The following is a 17,019-nucleotide window of genomic DNA, read 5'->3' on the forward strand; positions in this document are numbered from 1 at the left end:
CGACCCGGTGGTCACGCGGCGGGGACGAGAAGTTTTCCGGCGGACCTGACGAACTCCGCGACGAGGAGGTTGGTGTCCGCGGCACGGGTGGCGACGACGACCTGGCAGGGCTCGATCCCGTCGACGGGCACGGTAACCAGGTCCGGGCGCAGGGTGTAGCGCCGGTCGCCGGCGGGGACGACGGCAATGGCGTTGCCGTCGGCGATGGCTTCGAGCTTGTCGTCGTAGGTGTCGGCCAGGGTGGGGCCGAGCGGGGCGGGATCGCTACCGGGCCGGGGTTCGAGCCGCCAGAAGCTGGTCCAATCGGCGCCCATGCCAGTGCAGCCGACGAGTGGCTCCGCCGAGATGTCGGCGGCGGTGACCGACTCCTTGCCGGCGAGGCGGTGGGATGCGGGCACGAGCACGACCCGAGGCTCGTCGTAGAGGACCGTCATGTCGAGGTCATCGGCCGGGATCGGCAGCGGGGCGCGGATGACCAGGGCGTCGACCTGCCGGTCGAGGAGGGCACCGGCGTCCTGCGAGCCGAGGTGGCGGGTGCGGATGTGGGCGTCGGGATGCCGGTGGCGCAGGTCCCGTACGGCGGGCGTGACGACCAGATCGTCGACGTATCCGATGGTGATCGTGCGTGCCGGCGCCGCGGCGCGTGCGGTGACCACCGCTCGCTGGGCGCCGCGCAGCAGTTGCTGCGCCTGCGGAAGGAACGCCGCACCGGCGGCGGTGAGTCGGCTGCCCTGGGTGGTGCGCTCCAGCAAGCGCACGCCGAGGGTGTTCTCCAGCCGCTGGATCTGACGGCTCAGGGAGGGCTGGGCGACCCGCAACTCCTCGGCCGCACGGGCGAAGTTCAGTAGCTCGGCAACGACCATGAAATACCGGACCAGCCGCAAATCCAGATCCGGGAGCATGCCCGCAGCCTACCCGTTATGCGATCAACGCATGGACGGTCGCGCCCGGCCCCTGCTGTCATTCAGAGCCAGGAGATGCGTTCCCACGCGCCGTCAGGCGGATGGAGTACGCCGGAAGGCGAGGACGCGGCGGGCTTCCACCGAATCCATGACCACCCTGCGGGCGAGTTCGGTGAGCAGGAGGTTGTGATGGCGCGCGAAGCCGTGCAGCTTTTCGAAGGCCTCGTCGACGCCGATATCCCCGAGGGACGACAGCACACCTTTGGCCTGCTCGATGGTGATCCGGCTGTTGAGCGCACCTTGCAGTTGTTCGATGAGCGTTTCGCTGCGCGCCCGGGCACGACGTTGCAGGATCGCGATCGTGGCGTTGTCGGCGAGCGCTTGGCCCAGCTTCAAATCTCCGTGGGAAAGCGAAGTGGCTTCGCTGCGGAACAGGTTGAGGCCGCCGATCGTCTGCTCGCGTAACCGCATGGGGAGTGCGTGTACGGTACGGAAGCCTTGCCCCAGAGCTTCGTCCGCGAATCCCGGCCATCGGCTCGACCACCGGGACAGACCCACCGCCGTGACCGCTTGGCCGGTGCGATAGCACTCCAGACAGGGGCCATCCTGTTCGTTTTGCAGCTGGAAAAGTTCCACCAGCCGGGCTTTTTCGTTGGACGAGGCCAGCAATCGCAAGCCTCCGTGGCCGTCCGCGAGCAGGATGCCCGCAGCGGACACGTCGAGCAGACGTACGCAATAGGCGGCCACCCGGTGGAGCAGGTCCACGACGTCATAGTCGTCGACCATCGTGTCGGCGATGTCGGTGAACGCCACCGCCAGCTCGACCTCTCTGGAGGGCACCGGTGTTGTCATGACTGTTCCTCTCAGAGCACGAGAACGGGGACGGACATCATGGGCGTCCGCTCCCGTCGCCGTTGGGCTCGAACTGCAGCCGGCGTGCCATGACATCGGCTGCGACGACGCGCAGCGGACGGGCGTGCCGGAAGGCATAGGCGCGCAGTCGCGCGAGGGCTTCATCGGTCGAGATGTCCAGTTGCGCGGCCAACGCTCCGGTGGCCTGGTGTACTTCAGCGTGATCACGCCAGGACAAGTCGAACAGCTCGGTACCTTCAGCGGGGCCCGGCCCCCCGTTCAGGCGTGCCTGCAAGTTCAGCAGCGCCAGCGTCACCGCGTCGGCCACGGTCAATGCCTCCGTTACCTCCCGCAGAGGGCCCGCCCGGGCACGGTAACAGTCCAGTACGCCGATCCCGATCGCGCCGAGTTGCAGGGGGAACGCGAAAATCGCCACGGCCTCGATCGCCTGAACCGCCCTGGTGAACATCGGCCACCGAGCGTGAAGGTCGTCGGCCCGCAGGTCGGCCACCAGGACCGGCTGGCCGTCGCCGAAGGCCGAGATACAGGGTCCCTCGCCGAGATCGAACTGCAATTCTTCGATCTGCGCGCTCACACTGTCACTGGCGCCGAGTAAAGCTCGCCCGCCGGAATGTTCTCGACTCACCAACGACACGCCCACTCCGTCGACCGGAAGAACCGTCACACACGTCTGGCACAAACGATCAGGCAGTTCGGCTGGTGTCCCCGAATCCGTCGCGATCGCTGCCAAGGCCCGTGCCAGCCGAATACGGTCAACCGCCATGGCGCTCCACCACACAACTCGCGTCGTCGGCCACGTCACGGTGTCTGGATGAACGCATCCGACCTCCCTCCGTATTTTACGCGGACAGCCGCCCCGGAAAAGAGGACCGGCGGGAAAACGTTCCGGCTGTCCGGCGACCGAACTGGATGGTGATAATCGGAACTGTTACGGTAGGAGCCATCGCCCAAGACATCGGTGATACCCGCATGGCAATTGCCGTCACAGAAGGGATCGACCGTGACCGGGCGAGACGCGTCATCGAGATATGGCGGAAGTTTTTCCCATGACGGTTTTGAGGGAAACAATCCTCCCGGAGTGGGTGACGGGGGTGATTCGCACCCTTCCTCGCAAGACGCCCTCCGCATAGAGGTGCTCGCTTACTGTGACAACGTCGTCCGCACCCTCGACCGAGTGATCGGCACCCACCTGTTCAACGCGGCGCTGGACCTCCACACCGCGCTGGCGACGACCAACCCGCAAGATGTCGACGCCGGGGTCTACGCCGCGCTCCACCGTCTCGACGACGCGATCACCGAAATCCGGACCGCGTCCCACCGCCAAAGACAGTTCCAGGCCGCGTCCGGCAGATAGTTCCTCCGCCACGCGACCGGCCGTCCGGTCCTAGACTCCCGAGACCGACTGACGGAAAGGCATGGCGCCATGCGGAAGCTGGTCTACGGCATGAACCTGTCCCTGGACGGCTACATCGCCGCGCCGGGCGACGACCTCGGCTGGAGCGGGCCGAGCGACGAGCTGTTTCAGTGGTGGCTCGACCAGGAGCGGGCGATCGGTTTATTGCTGTATGGGCGCAGGCTGTGGGAGACGATGAGTTCCTACTGGCCGACCGGCGATCAGCAGCCGGGCGCCACGCCGGCGCAGGTCGAGTTCGCGCGGAACTGGCGGGATACGCCGAAGGTGGTGTTCTCTTCGACGGTCGGCAAGGTCGACTGGAACGCCCGTGTGGTCGCCGGCGACGCGATCGAGGAGATCACCCGGCTCAAGGCCGAGGACGGCGAGCCGATGAGGGTCGGTGGCGCGGCGCTCGCCGGCGCGGCCATGCGGGCCGGGCTGGTCGACGAATACGAGATCGTGACCCATCCGGTGCTGGTGGGCGGCGGCACACCGTTCTTCACCACGGTGGACAGCTGGGTGCGGCTGAAGCTGGTGGAGACGCGGACGTTTCCCGGCGGAGTCGTGCTGACCAGGTACGAGACGAGGCGGTGAGGCACGCCGGCTTCGGGGCGAGTGTGCGACTTCCGGCCTGGCCACACCGGAAGTCGCACGATCGGCCGAGGACCGTGTCCCCGCGGTGGGTGGTCGCAGCCGGTGCGGGGCTCAGTCGAGAAGATCCGGCTGCCGGCTGACGATCTGGTGATAAAGCGGCTGGAAGTTCAGCCAGCCGACGTATTCGGTGCCCAGTTGCGCGTGGGTGCGCGCGGCATTCTCGTCGTCGATGAGGATCGGTTTTCCGGCCGCCTTCGCCACGAGCTGGACTTCGCAGGAGCGGTCCATGGAAATGAACCACCAGGTGGCCGCGTCGACGGACGTTCCTACCGTAAGGAGCCCATGGTTGCGCAGGATGACGCCCTTGGCCTCGCCGAGTGCCGCGGCGAGCTTCTTCCCCTCCGCTTCGTCCAGCACCACACCGGTGTACTCGTCGAGGTATCCCTGGTCGCCGAAGAAGGCGCAGGAATCCTGCGTGATGGGTTCCACCGGTTCGCCGAGTGCGGACAGCGCCCGTCCGTGAATCGAGTGGCTGTGCGCGGCGGACTGCACATCCATCCGCGCTCGGTAGATCGCGGAGTGGATCGAGAACGGCGCCTCGTGGGTCTGGTGGTCACCCTCGACGACCTCACCGAGATCGTTCACCAGGATCAGATCGCTCACCCGGATGCGCGAGAACGGCATGCCGATCGGGTTGATCCAGAAATGGTCGTGATGTTCCGGGTCGCGCGCCGAGATGTGGCCGGCCACTCCGTCCTCGTAACCGAACAACGCGAACAGGCGCAGCGCGGCGGCCAGCCTTTCCTTACGGTGACGGCGATCCTCGGCCACCGAGCCGAACGTAGGCGGGACGAGACTGATCGAGTGGTCCGCCATATCACCGCTCCCCTTCGGTCTTCAACGAAATGACCGAGATCTCGCCCACCGTGGACACGTCCGCCAACCTGAGCCCGGACGGCCCGGCCAAGGCCACGACCTCGCTGATCCGGCGTTCGTGACCGTTCACGAGAACGAACATCCGCATGTCCATGGCGGTGCTCGGCGACTCGCCGTCCTGGCCGTACTCGCCGATGACGAGAACCTGTCCACGGTCTCCTGCCGCCTCCGCACAGCGACGCAGAATCGCCCTGGCGTCGTCAGCGTTCCAGTCGTGCAGGACATCCGAGAGCAGGTACGCGTCGGCGCCCGCCGGGAGGGGGTCGAAGAAGCTTCCCGCGACGACATCGGCCCGGTCGGCAAGTCCCGCCGCCGCGAAGGCGTGCCCGGCCGCCTCGGCGGGTTTCGGCAGGTCCACGAGGGTGCCACGCAGGTTCGGATGCTCGGCGAGCAGCGCCCTCAACAGCGCGCCATTGCCGCCGCCGACATCCACGACGTGGGTGAAAGACCCCCAGTCATAGGCCGACAGGATCGACGGCAGCACCTCGCGCAGGTTGAACGCCATCATCTCGTCGAAGGATTTCGAAAGGGCGGCGTCCGCGGCCAGATCCTCCCACAGGGTGCGACCGTATCGTGCGCTGTAGGCGTTCTTGCCGCTGCGCATCGCCCCCAACAGTTCGACGAAGGCCAGTTCCGCACGGCCGAGAGCGCCCTCGATGTCCAAGCGTTTACGCATCCGGCTCGGGTGATCGTCCCGGAGCGCCTCTCCTTGGGCGGTCAGCGCGTACCGGCCGGGCCCCTGGTGGCGCAGCACACCAGCCGTGGCCAGGTGCCGCAGCATCCGCTCGAGCGGCCCGGCGTCCACATTCGTCTTGGCTGCCAGCTCCGTCGCGGTGCACGCCCCGTCGGCGATGTGGTCGGCGATGCGCAGCGTCGCCGCCACCCGGATCGCCATCGGCACGGTGAGGTCCGCCATCGCCCCCAGGGCCGGACCCGGTCCATTCGCTTGCGTCAAAGCGGTCGCTCCTTCTGGTGTGTCGGGGTTCAAGCCGGTCGGCTCAGGACGAGCCGCTCGAACTCGGGCCGCCCCGGACCCGGTGCCGGGGTGAGGCGATCGACGTGAGTGCGGAGATACTCGTGGACTCGCGGCATCGCGACGGGATCCCGAAGGAGCGCCTGAGGTGCCATGAGCATGTTGAAGAACCGCAACTGGACGGCGTTGATCTCCGGATCGTGCGCGCTCAGAACGGCCAGTGCGGCGAGGAAGCGGCTCACGTGGTCGCGCGGTGGCGCGACAGACGCTCCGCGTACCCCGGCCTCTATGTGCTCTCGCTGTTCGCGAGAGCTGGCGAGCTGTGCTTTGAACCAGACTCCCAGATTCCGCTCGGCCCATTCGTCCCAGCGCACGACGTAACTCGCCGGATCGGCCTTGGCCGTTTCGGCCGTTTCGGCAAGGTGCTGGGCCTGAAGGAACGCCAACGGCATTCCCCGCCCGAAGGCCGGATTGGTCTGCATCGCCGCGTCACCCAGCAGAACGTATCCGGCGGCGACCGGCTTTTCCTCGCTCATCAGCCGTCGCCAGCGGTCCTCCAGCCGGGCCATCGGATGCGGGTCGTCGATCGGCTCGCTACGGTCGAGCCAGGGCGCGGTCAACGGCACGGCTTGCAGGAAACGCTGGTAGACCCCGGGGTCCCGAAGCCGGTGCCGTAACGGATCGTCCGCCCCGACGGTCATGGAGATCTGGAAGCAGCCGTTGTCCGCGGCGAAGACCACCAGCTTGGTGAAACCCAGGTTGACATAGACCGGCACCGCCGACACGGGAAACACCTGGCCGGCCCGCAGCCGGAAATGCTGGGTGAGATAGTGGAAACCGCATGGCTGCGCGGTCTCGGCCGGCGCGCGGCAGCCCACCTCGGTCAGCCATCGGACCGAACGCGTCCGCCGCCCGCTCGTGTCGACCACGAGATCCGCGCCGACATCCTCTTCACCCGCCAGCCGGACACCCCGGACATGCGGCGCTGCGGCACTTTCCCCGCGCACCACCAGGCCGGTGGCGGTGGTGCCCGACCGCACCGTGACACCAGGCTCCGCCTCCACGATCCGGCGCAGGGTTCCCTCGAAGACAAGCCTGCGGCACAACAGATTCTCGTCGACGTCCGCGCCGGCGACAGGGATCCGCGGTGCACCCCGGGCGGCGGCCGCGACGAGCACGTCCGGTGCTTCCTCGCGCATTATGCGGGTCGACAGGCCGAGGAAGTTGTGTCCCTGCCGGGCATGGGGCACACCCGCGCGGTCCCAGTACCGGAAATCGTCTTCGGCCGTCGCATCGGGCTTGGGTTGCTCGTCGCGCTCTATCACGGTCACCGGGTGCCCGCGCCTGGCACAGAACAGGGCGGCGGCCAGCCCGCCGATTCCCGCACCGATCACTGCTATCTTCGCCATCGACCTGCCCACTCTTTCGCTACCAAAGGCGGTTCCATCGAGCGGCCCCCGCGGCCGCTCAGATTTGTATTCCGCGTCGGCGAATCGGTCCTATCGACGCTCGGTGCAGACAGAACGATATCTAGCAGACCATCGAGGGGAACGCAACGAGGTGTATCGCGGTGCGGGCGGAAGAGAATTCCATCATGTCACCTCGTGCATGGTTTCCGGACCGGAACCACATGTCAGGCAGGAATGCGATGTCCTCAATGATTGATCGCCATCGTTGTGCGCGGGGAAACGATGCTTCTCAATACGCCACCAAGCGGAAACGCCTGTGATGTGCGACACAAAAAATGCCCGCTCGCGGCCACTTGGCATGGATCAGCCACGGGGTTGACCCGCCGACACAGGCGCCGGTATAGATAGTCGGGTGCCGGTTCGCGGCCTCGCAACGACGCCTCGGCGGCTCGCCGGCCACGACCTGATCGTCAAGCCACGAAGGTCGCAAATTTGGGGGAATACTGTGCCGTTTAGTTACCAGTCCGACGGCGGGAACGGGTCTCTACAAGCCGTTCGGCTGCGGTGCGTCTCCACCTGCTTTCGGTCGGATTGGTGACAAATCCGATACCCGGGCGATTCTGTTGTGATGAGGATGGATCCACCACTATGCCAATCCTGTGCAAGCCGGTCGTCGCCGTCCCTGAGAACATCGTGACATTGGATGAGACGCTCGACATGGCCAAACGACTGCACGCCGACAATCCGAAGCTGAATCTGGCTCTCCGCTTGATCCGTAATACCGGCGTCCTCAAGCGCCACACGATCCTCCCGCTGGAGGAAACGCTCAGACATCCGGGGTTCGAGGAGCGGAACCTCACCTACGAGCGGCACGCGAAGAAACGAATCCCCCCGGTCGTGGAGCGAGCGCTGAAGAACGCGGAGCTGAACGCGTCGGACATCGACGTGATCATCTACGTTTCGTGCACCGGGTTCATGATGCCTTCACTGACCGCCTGGCTGATCAACACGATGGGGTTTCGCTATGACACCCGGCAGATCCCCATCGCGCAGTTGGGCTGCGCCGCCGGTGGCGCGGCGATCAACCGGGCGCACGACTTCTGCACCGCCCACCTGGGCAGCAACGCGCTGATCGTCTCCTGCGAGTTCTGTTCGATGTGCTATCAGCCCTCCGACGGCGACGTGGGCTCCCTGTTGTCGGACGGCCTGTTCGGTGACGCGGTCGCGGCCGCCGTCGTCCGGGGCCACGGTGGCACCGGGATGAGCCTCGAGCGCAACGGCTCGTATCTCATTCCGGACACCGAGGACTGGATCTCCTATGCCGTGAAAGAGACGGGTTTTCATTTCCGGCTCGACAAGCGGGTACCGACCACGATGGAGCCGCTGGCCCCGGTGATGCGGGACCTGGTGCGCAGTCATGGCTGGGACGCGTCCAAGCTGGGGTTCTACATCATTCACGCCGGCGGTCCGCGGATCCTCGACGATCTGTGCCGTTTCCTGGGCGTCGAATCCGATGCTTTCCGGCACAGCCGGGCCACGCTCACCGAGTTCGGGAACATCGCGAGTGCCGTTGTTTTCGAGGCTCTGCGCCGCCTGTTCGACGAAGGCGAGGTCGAGAACGGGGCCAGCGGAATCATCGCGGGCTTCGGCCCGGGTATCACCGCCGAGATGGCCGTGGGCAGCTGGGTGGGCGATCCGGTGGAAACGGCCGCGAAGGCCCGGCGGGAAGCCCACGTCCCGGTGTCCTGACACGGTGCGGATCTCGAGGAGGAACACCATGACCGACGGTCTGATCGTGCCACCCGGTGCGGGCCGGAAATTCGTGACCAAGGCGCAGGAGGTGACCTTCAAGGTGACCGGGGATCATTCCCGGACCGGTTCGCTCTTCGAGGTTCTCGTCCCGCCGGGCTTCGACGTGGGCGCGCACGTGCACACCCGCAGCGAAGAAATTTTCTATGTCCTCGAAGGAGAACTGGAACTTCTCGCGTTCGAGCCGGGCCAGCGCACCTCGAAGGACTGGCGTTCCTGGCGTGGGGCGGGTGACCGGCGTCCGGTCCGGGCCGGCGCCGGAAGCTGCATGTTCGTCCCGCCCGGTTGCCCGCACGCCTTCACCAACCCGACCGACACGCCCGCACGGATGCTTTTCCTGTCCGCGCCGGCGCCGGATCACGAACGTTATTTCGAGGAGTTGCTGGAGATGTGGAGCAACGAGACCGCGGACGAGGCGGCCGTGATGAACCTGCGGGAGAAATACGACATCCAGCAGATCACTCCGCTCCGCTATGACGCTCGCTGAGACCACCGGGTCGCAGCCAAGGCAGGGGCCGCGCACGCTCGACATTCTGGCGATATCGGGATCACTACGCAGAGACTCCTTCAACACCCGTCTGCTGAGCGTGCTGGCGTCGTTGACTCCGGAGAACATGCGCCTGCACTTGTTCGACGGCCTCGGCGCCCTGCCCATGTTCAGCGAGGACCTGGAGACCCAACTGGTACCGCCACCGCCGGTGATGCGGATGTGCGAAGCCATCCGCAGGGCCGACGGCGTCGTGATCGCCACGCCGGAATACAACCATTCCATTCCGGCGGCGCTGAAGAACGCGATCGACTGGGCCTCCCGTCCGCATGGCGCCGGCGCCCTCACCGGCAAGCCGATCGCGGTGATGTGCGCGACGACCGGCAGGCGAGGCGGCTACCGCGGCCTGGGCGAGACCATCCGGATCCTGACCGGGCTCGGCAATCTGGTGGTTCCCGAGCCCGAGGTCGTGGTCCAGTCTGCGCGGTCGGCCCTGGTCGTCGGGCCGGACGGCGGCCCGGAGCTACTGGACGCCACCGCGGTGAAGCTCCTTCGCATCCAGATCGAGGCGCTGGCCGACCTGATCACCTCGGATGCGGCGAGCGTCGTCCTGCGGGCCGCGCACCGGCATCGCCCGACCGTGCTGCACGCCCTCGGTATCCGGGAGGAGTGGGACCCGATGGCCGACCGCGTGGCCGAGTAGGGGTACCTACCACGGCACCATGCCCGCGTCGTTGAAGAAGCCGCCGGTGGGACCGTCATCGGCCAGCGTGGCGAACTCGACGATGGCGCGCGCTCCCTCGGCGACCGTGCGGGTGCCTCGATGCTTGGTCATATCCGTCGCGGTGTAGCCGGGAGTCACCGAATTGATCTTGATGTGCGACAGGTCTTCGTTCCTGCCGAACGCCTTGGCGTACTGAACCGTCAGCATGTTCAGCGCCGTCTTCGACGAGGAGTAGGCCATCCGCGTCGCGGCGTCGCCGCCGAAGTCGGTGCCACCACTGGTCAACGACATCGACGCGGTGGTACTGGAGACGTTCACGATGCGCGGTGCCCGGGACTTTCCCAACAGGGGCAGCATGGCCTGGGTCACGGTGACCGCACCGAAAACGTTGACCTCGTAATGGCGCCGCATGTCCGCGGCGGTGGTGTCCTCGGCGAGCCGGTCGACAACCGTTCCGGCGTTGTTGACCAGCACGTCCAGCCGCCCATACTCGACGTCCAACCAGTCGGCGACATCCCTGACACTGTCGGCGTCGGTCACGTCGAGCCGCACCGCCGTCGGTTTGACACCCGCCGCGCCCAGTTCGCGCGCGGCGGCTTCACCACTGGCGAAATCGCGGCTTCCCAGGATGACGGACCACCCACGCGCGGCGAGCTGCCGCACGGTTTCCTTGCCCAGCCCCCTGTTCGCACCCGTCACCAGCACCACTGGGTACTCGGTCAAGGCCACACACCTCCCCGCCGCTCTCATGTTGATGTTACAAGTCGTATCATACAACACGTCCTGTATCATCGCGACGTGGGCCAGGACCAGTCGCAGCCAGGACGACCAGGCCTGCGCGCACGCGGCGTGGAGCGGACGAGGACCAACATCCTCGCCGCCGCCCGGCAGCACCTGATCGACGTCGGCTACCGCAACCTCAGCCTCGAACAGGTCGCCGCGGACGCCGAGGTCACCCGGGTGACCATCTACCGCAAGTTCGGCAACAAACTCGGACTGCTCGACGCGGTCGCGGAAAACCTGTCCCAACGAGCCGGGCTCGTGGAGGGCATGCGGGCGGCGGCCGCCATCGAGGAGCCGGTCGCGGCCTTCAAGCAGATGGTCTGCGAGCTATGCCGGTTCTGGAACATCGACCCCGACCTGTTCCGGCGTCTGATCAGTCTCTCCGCGGTCGATCCCGAAGCCCATCGCGTGATCAGCAGCAGAGAGCAGTGGCGCTTCGACCAGGTGGCGCGGTTCGTCACCAGGCTCACCGAGGCCGGCAGACTGCGCCGGAGTTTCGACCCGGACACCGCGGCTGTCGCCGTCGGGACCATCACCAGCTTCACAACCTGCGATGAACTCGCCACCCGGCTCGGGCGCAAGCATGACCGACTCGAGGATCTCCTGCTCCCCCTGCTCGACGGAGTCGTCCGGCTCGATGAGTCCTGAGCCTGGAGGCCCGCCCGGCGTAGGACACGATTTCGAACACAGCCGACGGTGAACGAAAGCGCTCAGCGTTACACGATTCACCTTTCAGAAATGTTTTTCACGGCACGCGAACAATTCTCCGGCGGCTGTGCCGGATCCACTTCCACCCATGAACGCTCCGCGCTACCTAGAGCGACCGTCAACCACGCATGCGGCGAACGAGTGGAGATAGACCCGAAGTCGTATCAGTGGCCGAAAACCGGAATCCGATCGGTATGACCTTCGAAATGGGCGGAACGCTGCTACAATCATCGGCTAGGGATGATGAGACGTCTGCGACAGCGAAACACGAGCGTAACACACCGCACGGACACGTTCGAAGAAGTCGGCTGCCCCTGCACATCGGTGATGCCGTGCGGTCGACTTCACAGTTGCGCGGGAGGCGCGTTGGTTCGGGGGAATGAAAGTACACCGCTGTACCTGACCCATGATTTCCGGCTACTCGTCGCGCTCGACGCCCTGCTGCAAACGGAGAGCGTCACGGAAGCCGCGCGACGACTGAAGCTCTCTCCTTCCGCGATGAGCCGGACACTTCATCGTATCCGGCGCACCTTGGGCGATCCGATACTCGCCCGGGCGGGACGCGGCATGGTCATCACGCCCAGGGGCGTCGAGCTGCGTGAACGCGTCCACCTGCTGGTGCGTGAAGCTCAGCAGTTGCTTTCCTCCGGCGAAGAGGGCGGCACGGGCTCGGTATGGCGCAACTTCGTGCTCATAGTCGACGATGGCTATGCGGGCCTGCTGGCACCGAGGCTGGCGTCCTACGACCAAACGGCATTCCATTTTCTGTCCGCGGGGCAGGTGGACAGCAAAGTCCTTTACGACGGCACGGCGGATCTCAAGATCGGACGGGTGCATTCGATCTCGCCCGAACTCATGGTGGAGCATCTTTCCTACAGTCGCTATGTCGGCGTCGCGCGGGCCGGACATGATCTGCTGACCGGACCGGTCGATATCGAACGGTTCGCGAACGCGCAGCACATAGATATCCTGGAGGCCGACACGGTGGCCGCCGCCGTGGGCACCGCGCTCACCGAGCACAATATGCGGCGCACCGTGGCCATGACGACCCGCCACTACACATCGGCATTCTCCATGATCGGTCAGACCGACCTGGTCATGATAGCGCCGGAAATCCTGATCAACCCGGCGCTGTTGATGGCAGGTCTGCGCCCGTTCGAACTGCCCATTCCCATCACGCCCGTGGCGATCCGCATGGCCTGGCATCCACGCTGTGACGCCGATCCGGCGCACGCCTGGCTGCGGTCACGGATTCGCGACGCCCTCCTGCGCGGTGACGGCGGACCGGCGCGGTTTCCAGACCGACCACACGAGCAGGGCCAGTATGGCCAGACTCGCGCCGAGAACGCAGATTCCCGGCCAGCCCGAAGCGTTGTAAACCACGGCGGCCAGCGTTGATCCGGCCACCCCGCCGAGGAAGAACGCGAACATGTAGGCGGTGTTGATGCGGCTGCGTGCTTCGGGTCGCAGCGCGAAGACGGTTCGCTGATGGTTGATGTGGGCGCCCTGGAACCCGGCGTCCAGCAGCACGATGCCGACGATGAGCGCGATCAGCGTCGAGCGGCCGAGGGCGAGCGCTCCCCAGCTGAGGAGCATGACGGCCAGGGAGATGGTGACGGTCAGGCCGCTGTGGCCACGATCGCCAAGCCGTCCCGCCGCCGGGGCGGCCATCGCTCCGGCGACGCCGAAGAGCCCGAACAGGCCGATGATGGTGGCTCCGTAGTTGTAGGGCGGTCCCGAGAGGAGAAACGCCATCGGCGTCCACAGCACGGTGAAGCCCGCGAACTGGAGGAAGGCGAGCGTCATCCGGCGGCGCAGTTCTGGTTCCGCGGTCACCAAGGTCACGACCGACTTCAGCAGTGCGCCATAGCCCTGCTGGTGCGTCGAGGGCACCAGCGGCAACATCCGCCTCAGCAGCACGGCGAGGACGATCATCGCGACAGCCGCGACGGCGAAGATCAACCGGAACCCGGCCAGTCCCGCCGCGAAGCCGCTCACCGTCCGGGCGGCGAGCGTGCCGATCAGCAGCCCACTCGTCACGACCCCCACGACCTGGCCGCGTTGCTCGGGAGCCGCGAGGGTGGCGGCGAGCGGGATGAGGATCTGCGCGGACACCGACAGCAGCGCCAGGCCGGCCAGCGCGAGCGCCAGCACCGGCAGCCCGGGCGCCACGGCACAGCCCGCCGCGACCACGCCCGCGGCCACGAGCATGGTCGTGATCAGTCGGCGCCGTTCCAGCAGGTCCCCCAACGGCACCAGCAGGATCAGGCCGATGACATAGCCGACGTTCGCGCTGGTCACCAGCAGCCCCGCCGCGGTGGTGGACACGTTGAACGAATGGGCGACCAGGCTCAGCAGCGGTTCGATGTAGAAGCGATTCGCCACCGCCGCGCCCACGGCGGTGGCCACCAGGATCATCAGCGGCCGTGACAACCGGCCAGGGCCCGCTTCGGCCTGCACGGGCATTGTCCGGCCTTGCTGTTCGGCGGCCATCCACGTCCCCCTCAGGAAGATACAAGTCGTATCATCGGAAACAACTTATATCACGATTCCCGGGGTACGGAAAAGCGTCAGGGAAGGACCGGTGCGGAACAGACCTGGTGAGTCACGCTGGGCGTGCCTCGGTGGAGACGGCGTCGTGCAGCAACGAAACGGCTTCGGCCAGGTCCCCGTCGGGGCGGTCCCGGAACCCGGCCCAGCGAGTGAAGATTTCAGCGGCCGCCCGTGGCAGGCCACCCGGCAGGCCGGCCGTGGCCAGCGTGCTCGATATCTCCTCCATCTCGAGTTCCCAGCGCCAGCCGCGTGTCGCGGCGGGCAACAGGAAGCCGGCGGGATCGCTCAGCGGTGACCGGCCGGTCCGCTTGGTCTCCGCTTCGGCCTCGGTTTCGGCTTCGGTGCGCAGCCTGTCGGTGACCTCGTAGTGCTCCGCCAGCGCGTACGAAACGGCCGCCAGGGCACGGACTCCCTTCTGCCACAGGGCGAAGGCCACCTTCAGCGCGGACGCGGTCCCGACCTCGTCGTTCAGCGGTATCGCTCGCACGGTGGTCCCCGCGAACAGCCGGGTCACCACGGCGACCGCATCGGCGGGCCCGGCGAGATAGAAGCGCTTCTCCGCGATCGACGCGCCGAGCAGGCCTCCGTCGACGACCGTGGCACCGTTCGCCGCGATCGTCTTCGCCACCTGCCCGACCCGCTCCGGGGCGACCGCGTTGGCATCGACGTAGATGCCGGAGAATCCGTGCTCCGCGACGGATTCCGCGACCGCCTCGACCGCGTCCGACGGGCAGATGGAGAAAATCACCGCGCTCTGGGCGACCAGTTCAGCCATGCTGCCCGCCGGACGCAGTCCGGCGGTCTCCGCACGTTCCCGGGTCGCCGGACTCCGCCCCTCCGGTAGCCAGAGCACATCCACATCGTTGCCCCGTAACTGCCGGGCCACCGCGGTCCCCATCTGTCCCGGATGCAGGATCGCGATCGTCGTCTGGTCGGCCATCTGCCCCTCCTTTGAACGTGCGGATATTCCGGTCACCGTCGTCCGGTGGTCTTCGTCGTGGTTTTGCGGGATAGCGATCACCGGCGGCCGATTAGGCCGGCGAATTGCGTACGGCCGCGGGCCGGGTATTCACCGGCACGATTTCATCCAGCCCGGTACACGGCCCCACGTTACCGATCGCGCCCGGCGTGTCCACCGGAAATTCTCGTCGCCAAGGACCCGGGTGATGTATATCACAAAACAAATCCAGGGCCTTTACCGCGGGCAGAGTTGACCTCAGCACAACAGCACCGGGAATTCTTTGACGTGCCTGCAAGTTTCCGCTTGTCTTGTGCATTCGCGCGGTCTGCGTTTAGCTAAGGAAGCTTTGCGCCGACAGGTATCCCGCATATTTTCTCGACGGTAGCGCCGCCACCCAGGGGAGACACAGGCATGAGAGCAGAACCCTCGGAACGCCTTGCGCTGTTCTTGCGAGCGAACGACGAGGAGGAGGCGGGCCGGCGGTATCCCGGCCTGCTCCGCGCGCTGGTGTCCGGCGGAAAATCCCGGCCAGGAGCGTCCGAAGCGGCACGCGAGATGGCCGGGCAAGTCCTCACGGTGCCCGCCGAGCGAAGCGGTCATCTCGTCGTGCTGCTCGGGCTGCTGGCCGAATGCGGCGAGCCGGAACTGCGCCGGAACATCCGTGCCGGGCTGGACCACTACCTCAAGTTGCTGGGCACGGTAAGGGAAAACACCCCGCTCGGCGCAGCCTTGGTCTACCTGCTGGCGCACTTTCCCGAGGATGCCGCATCGATCCTCCCGGTGGCCCGAAGCGGCTTCCTCGACCAGGACGATCTTTCCCGCCTGGAGCGCTGCTTGGCCGTCTTCACCCCGGAGACACCGGCCATCGGTCGTTCATGGCCGTCCCCGGCGCGCTGGCGGCTCAGCGACGCGGAACGTGACCACGAGCGCCGATGGCTCACGACGCTCACCCGCGACGCGGTGGTCGCCTTCTGGGAGAAGGACACCCGGACCCTGCTGGCCTACATGGGCGCCAAGGCAGCCGCCGCGATCAGCACCCGGCAGGTCGAATCCGAAGCCCCGGACGAGATCCTTCCCGTGCGAGCCCCTCAGGCCACAGGACGAACGTCAGCGCTGTTCGACAAGTACGCCCCCTTGTTCCGATGTCCGGCCTGTGGTGGGCGGCTCGTGCGCCGGGGAACGGCCATCACGTGCCGCGACTGCGCCGCCGGCTATCTGACCGATGAGGGGTATCTCGATCTGTCCGGGACCGCTCCCGGAGCCGGAGACCAGATCGCGGGTAACTCGCCGCTGTATCTCTCGCGCTACGAACCTCTGCTGCGCCCGGCCTTCCTGCGTGTCAACGGAACGAACTGGAGCGGCGCGGTGTCCATCGCCGACGAGGACGCCTACCTCATCGACCATGTGCGCCCGGCCGCTGGTCCCCTCCTCGATCTCGGTGCGGGCACGGGCCGCTGGACGAAGGTGCTGGCAAGTCACCTCGGCGGCGAGCGCATCATCGCCTTCGACCTGGCGGCGGCGATGGTCCGGCGCCTCGGCGAGGTCGTACCGGACAGTCTGGTGATGCGCGGCGCTGCCGGGAATCTGCCTTTCGCCGACGGCACGCTCGGCGCGGTGAACTGCTGGAACACGATTCAGTCGATTGAGACGCCTTACCAGACGATCCATGAGATCGGCAGGTGCCTTGGCCGCGGCGGCACCTTCACGATGCTCACCTACCGGCATTCCCCGGATCCGCTCTACCGGTATTTCCAACAGCGGCACGAATCCTGCCTCGGCGTCACCTCATTCGATCCGGAGGAAATGCGGGAAGCGCTTTCCAAGGCCGGTATGACGGTGATGGACCAGTACACGCCGGGCAGCTTCCTCATCATCACCGCGGTACGCCGTTGAGCCCGCATCTCACCAAGGAGT

General features: G+C 66.5%; 16 protein-coding genes and 1 pseudogene. 8 read left to right on the top strand and 9 right to left on the bottom strand.

Annotated features, from left to right (window positions below; all coding sequences use genetic code 11):
• Nucleotides 1-11: 11 nt before the first annotated feature.
• From ACFSXZ_RS25920 to ACFSXZ_RS25930, 3 genes are all read right to left on the bottom strand, one after another.
• The gene (locus tag ACFSXZ_RS25920; protein WP_378267802.1) at nucleotides 12-902 is read right to left on the bottom strand and encodes a LysR family transcriptional regulator; all 891 of its coding nucleotides are present in this window, start codon (nucleotides 900-902) and stop codon (nucleotides 12-14) included.
• A gap of 93 nt (nucleotides 903-995) precedes the next feature.
• Nucleotides 996-1,754, bottom strand: a complete 759-nt coding sequence (locus ACFSXZ_RS25925) for a GAF and ANTAR domain-containing protein (RefSeq protein WP_378267803.1) — start codon at nucleotides 1,752-1,754, stop codon at nucleotides 996-998.
• Nucleotides 1,755-1,791: 37 nt separating this feature from the next.
• Nucleotides 1,792-2,538: a GAF and ANTAR domain-containing protein gene (locus tag ACFSXZ_RS25930; protein ID WP_378267804.1), complete on the bottom strand. Its 747-nt coding sequence runs from the start codon at nucleotides 2,536-2,538 to the stop codon at nucleotides 1,792-1,794.
• A 411-nt stretch (nucleotides 2,539-2,949) separates the two neighbouring features.
• Between ACFSXZ_RS25930 and ACFSXZ_RS25935 the strand changes: the two genes are divergently transcribed.
• Both ACFSXZ_RS25935 and ACFSXZ_RS25940 read left to right on the top strand, forming a co-directional pair.
• The gene (locus ACFSXZ_RS25935) at nucleotides 2,950-3,129 is read left to right on the top strand and encodes a hypothetical protein (RefSeq protein ID WP_378267805.1); all 180 of its coding nucleotides are present in this window, start codon (nucleotides 2,950-2,952) and stop codon (nucleotides 3,127-3,129) included.
• Between the two features lie 69 nt (nucleotides 3,130-3,198).
• Entirely contained in the window at nucleotides 3,199-3,762 is a 564-nt protein-coding gene (locus tag ACFSXZ_RS25940; RefSeq protein ID WP_378267806.1) for a dihydrofolate reductase family protein, read from the top strand.
• Nucleotides 3,763-3,873: 111 nt separating this feature from the next.
• Here the strand turns inward: ACFSXZ_RS25940 and ACFSXZ_RS25945 are convergent, their stop codons facing one another.
• From ACFSXZ_RS25945 to ACFSXZ_RS25955, 3 genes are read right to left on the bottom strand one after another with little or no spacing between them, the layout of a single operon-like run.
• Nucleotides 3,874-4,638: a class II aldolase/adducin family protein gene (locus ACFSXZ_RS25945; protein ID WP_378267807.1), complete on the bottom strand. Its 765-nt coding sequence runs from the start codon at nucleotides 4,636-4,638 to the stop codon at nucleotides 3,874-3,876.
• Between the two features lies 1 nt (nucleotide 4,639).
• Nucleotides 4,640-5,653 carry a methyltransferase gene (locus ACFSXZ_RS25950; protein ID WP_378267808.1) on the bottom strand — a complete coding sequence of 338 codons (1,014 nt, stop codon included), beginning with the start codon at nucleotides 5,651-5,653 and terminating at the stop codon, nucleotides 4,640-4,642.
• Between the two features lie 29 nt (nucleotides 5,654-5,682).
• Nucleotides 5,683-7,080: an NAD(P)/FAD-dependent oxidoreductase gene (locus ACFSXZ_RS25955; protein WP_378267809.1), complete on the bottom strand. Its 1,398-nt coding sequence runs from the start codon at nucleotides 7,078-7,080 to the stop codon at nucleotides 5,683-5,685.
• A 648-nt stretch (nucleotides 7,081-7,728) separates the two neighbouring features.
• Between ACFSXZ_RS25955 and ACFSXZ_RS25960 the strand changes: the two genes are divergently transcribed.
• From ACFSXZ_RS25960 to ACFSXZ_RS25970, 3 genes are read left to right on the top strand one after another with little or no spacing between them, the layout of a single operon-like run.
• Nucleotides 7,729-8,829: a type III polyketide synthase gene (locus ACFSXZ_RS25960; protein ID WP_378267810.1), complete on the top strand. Its 1,101-nt coding sequence runs from the start codon at nucleotides 7,729-7,731 to the stop codon at nucleotides 8,827-8,829.
• A gap of 28 nt (nucleotides 8,830-8,857) precedes the next feature.
• Nucleotides 8,858-9,376 (top strand): cupin domain-containing protein, encoded by a 519-nt coding sequence (locus ACFSXZ_RS25965; RefSeq protein WP_378267811.1) that lies wholly within the window; start codon nucleotides 8,858-8,860, stop codon nucleotides 9,374-9,376.
• Nucleotides 9,363-10,079 carry an NADPH-dependent FMN reductase gene (locus ACFSXZ_RS25970; RefSeq protein ID WP_378267812.1) on the top strand — a complete coding sequence of 239 codons (717 nt, stop codon included), beginning with the start codon at nucleotides 9,363-9,365 and terminating at the stop codon, nucleotides 10,077-10,079. Before ACFSXZ_RS25965 ends, ACFSXZ_RS25970 begins: the two co-directional genes overlap by 14 nt.
• A 6-nt stretch (nucleotides 10,080-10,085) precedes the next feature.
• Here ACFSXZ_RS25970 and ACFSXZ_RS25975 read toward each other — a convergent pair whose 3' ends face one another.
• A complete protein-coding gene (locus ACFSXZ_RS25975; RefSeq protein WP_378267813.1) occupies nucleotides 10,086-10,829 on the bottom strand; it encodes an SDR family oxidoreductase in 744 nt (247 codons plus the stop codon).
• Nucleotides 10,830-10,898: 69 nt separating this feature from the next.
• Here ACFSXZ_RS25975 and ACFSXZ_RS25980 point away from each other — a divergent pair, with 69 nt between their 5' ends.
• Together ACFSXZ_RS25980 and ACFSXZ_RS25985 are read left to right on the top strand one after the other, a co-directional pair.
• Nucleotides 10,899-11,531, top strand: coding sequence for a TetR/AcrR family transcriptional regulator (locus tag ACFSXZ_RS25980; RefSeq protein WP_378267814.1), 633 nt, complete (start codon nucleotides 10,899-10,901; stop codon nucleotides 11,529-11,531).
• 387 nt (nucleotides 11,532-11,918) lie between these two features.
• A pseudogene (locus ACFSXZ_RS25985) lies at nucleotides 11,919-12,794 on the top strand (LysR family transcriptional regulator); the annotation flags it as partial.
• Between the two features lie 42 nt (nucleotides 12,795-12,836).
• Here the strand turns inward: ACFSXZ_RS25985 and ACFSXZ_RS25990 are convergent.
• Both ACFSXZ_RS25990 and ACFSXZ_RS25995 read right to left on the bottom strand, forming a co-directional pair.
• Nucleotides 12,837-14,084: an MFS transporter gene (locus ACFSXZ_RS25990; protein WP_378267815.1), complete on the bottom strand. Its 1,248-nt coding sequence runs from the start codon at nucleotides 14,082-14,084 to the stop codon at nucleotides 12,837-12,839.
• 112 nt (nucleotides 14,085-14,196) lie between these two features.
• Nucleotides 14,197-15,084: an NAD(P)-dependent oxidoreductase gene (locus ACFSXZ_RS25995; protein WP_378267816.1), complete on the bottom strand. Its 888-nt coding sequence runs from the start codon at nucleotides 15,082-15,084 to the stop codon at nucleotides 14,197-14,199.
• Between the two features lie 432 nt (nucleotides 15,085-15,516).
• On the opposite strand from ACFSXZ_RS25995, the gene ACFSXZ_RS26000 reads away from it, so the two are divergent.
• Complete coding sequence (locus tag ACFSXZ_RS26000; protein ID WP_378267817.1) at nucleotides 15,517-16,998, top strand: class I SAM-dependent methyltransferase; 1,482 nt, start codon at nucleotides 15,517-15,519, stop codon at nucleotides 16,996-16,998.
• The last annotated feature ends 21 nt before the right edge of the window (nucleotides 16,999-17,019 follow it).

Source organism: Amycolatopsis pigmentata, from assembly GCF_042684065.1.
GTDB lineage: Bacteria > Actinomycetota > Actinomycetes > Mycobacteriales > Pseudonocardiaceae > Amycolatopsis_E > Amycolatopsis_E pigmentata.

Excerpts from the sequence above, each read along its gene's own strand:
- ACFSXZ_RS25920 (WP_378267802.1), bottom strand. The coding sequence starts at position 902 with ATGCTCCCGGATCTGGATTTGCGGCTGGTCCGGTATTTCATGGTCGTT.
- ACFSXZ_RS25965 (WP_378267811.1), top strand. The coding sequence starts at position 8,858 with ATGACCGACGGTCTGATCGTGCCACCCGGTGCGGGCCGGAAATTCGTG.
- ACFSXZ_RS25955 (WP_378267809.1), bottom strand. The coding sequence starts at position 7,080 with ATGGCGAAGATAGCAGTGATCGGTGCGGGAATCGGCGGGCTGGCCGCC.
- ACFSXZ_RS25990 (WP_378267815.1), bottom strand. The coding sequence starts at position 14,084 with ATGGCCGCCGAACAGCAAGGCCGGACAATGCCCGTGCAGGCCGAAGCG.
- ACFSXZ_RS25925 (WP_378267803.1), bottom strand. The coding sequence starts at position 1,754 with ATGACAACACCGGTGCCCTCCAGAGAGGTCGAGCTGGCGGTGGCGTTC.
- ACFSXZ_RS26000 (WP_378267817.1), top strand. The coding sequence starts at position 15,517 with ATGAGAGCAGAACCCTCGGAACGCCTTGCGCTGTTCTTGCGAGCGAAC.
- ACFSXZ_RS25945 (WP_378267807.1), bottom strand. The coding sequence starts at position 4,638 with ATGGCGGACCACTCGATCAGTCTCGTCCCGCCTACGTTCGGCTCGGTG.
- ACFSXZ_RS25930 (WP_378267804.1), bottom strand. The coding sequence starts at position 2,538 with ATGGCGGTTGACCGTATTCGGCTGGCACGGGCCTTGGCAGCGATCGCG.
- ACFSXZ_RS25995 (WP_378267816.1), bottom strand. The coding sequence starts at position 15,084 with ATGGCCGACCAGACGACGATCGCGATCCTGCATCCGGGACAGATGGGG.
- ACFSXZ_RS25940 (WP_378267806.1), top strand. The coding sequence starts at position 3,199 with ATGCGGAAGCTGGTCTACGGCATGAACCTGTCCCTGGACGGCTACATC.
- ACFSXZ_RS25970 (WP_378267812.1), top strand. The coding sequence starts at position 9,363 with ATGACGCTCGCTGAGACCACCGGGTCGCAGCCAAGGCAGGGGCCGCGC.
- ACFSXZ_RS25960 (WP_378267810.1), top strand. The coding sequence starts at position 7,729 with ATGCCAATCCTGTGCAAGCCGGTCGTCGCCGTCCCTGAGAACATCGTG.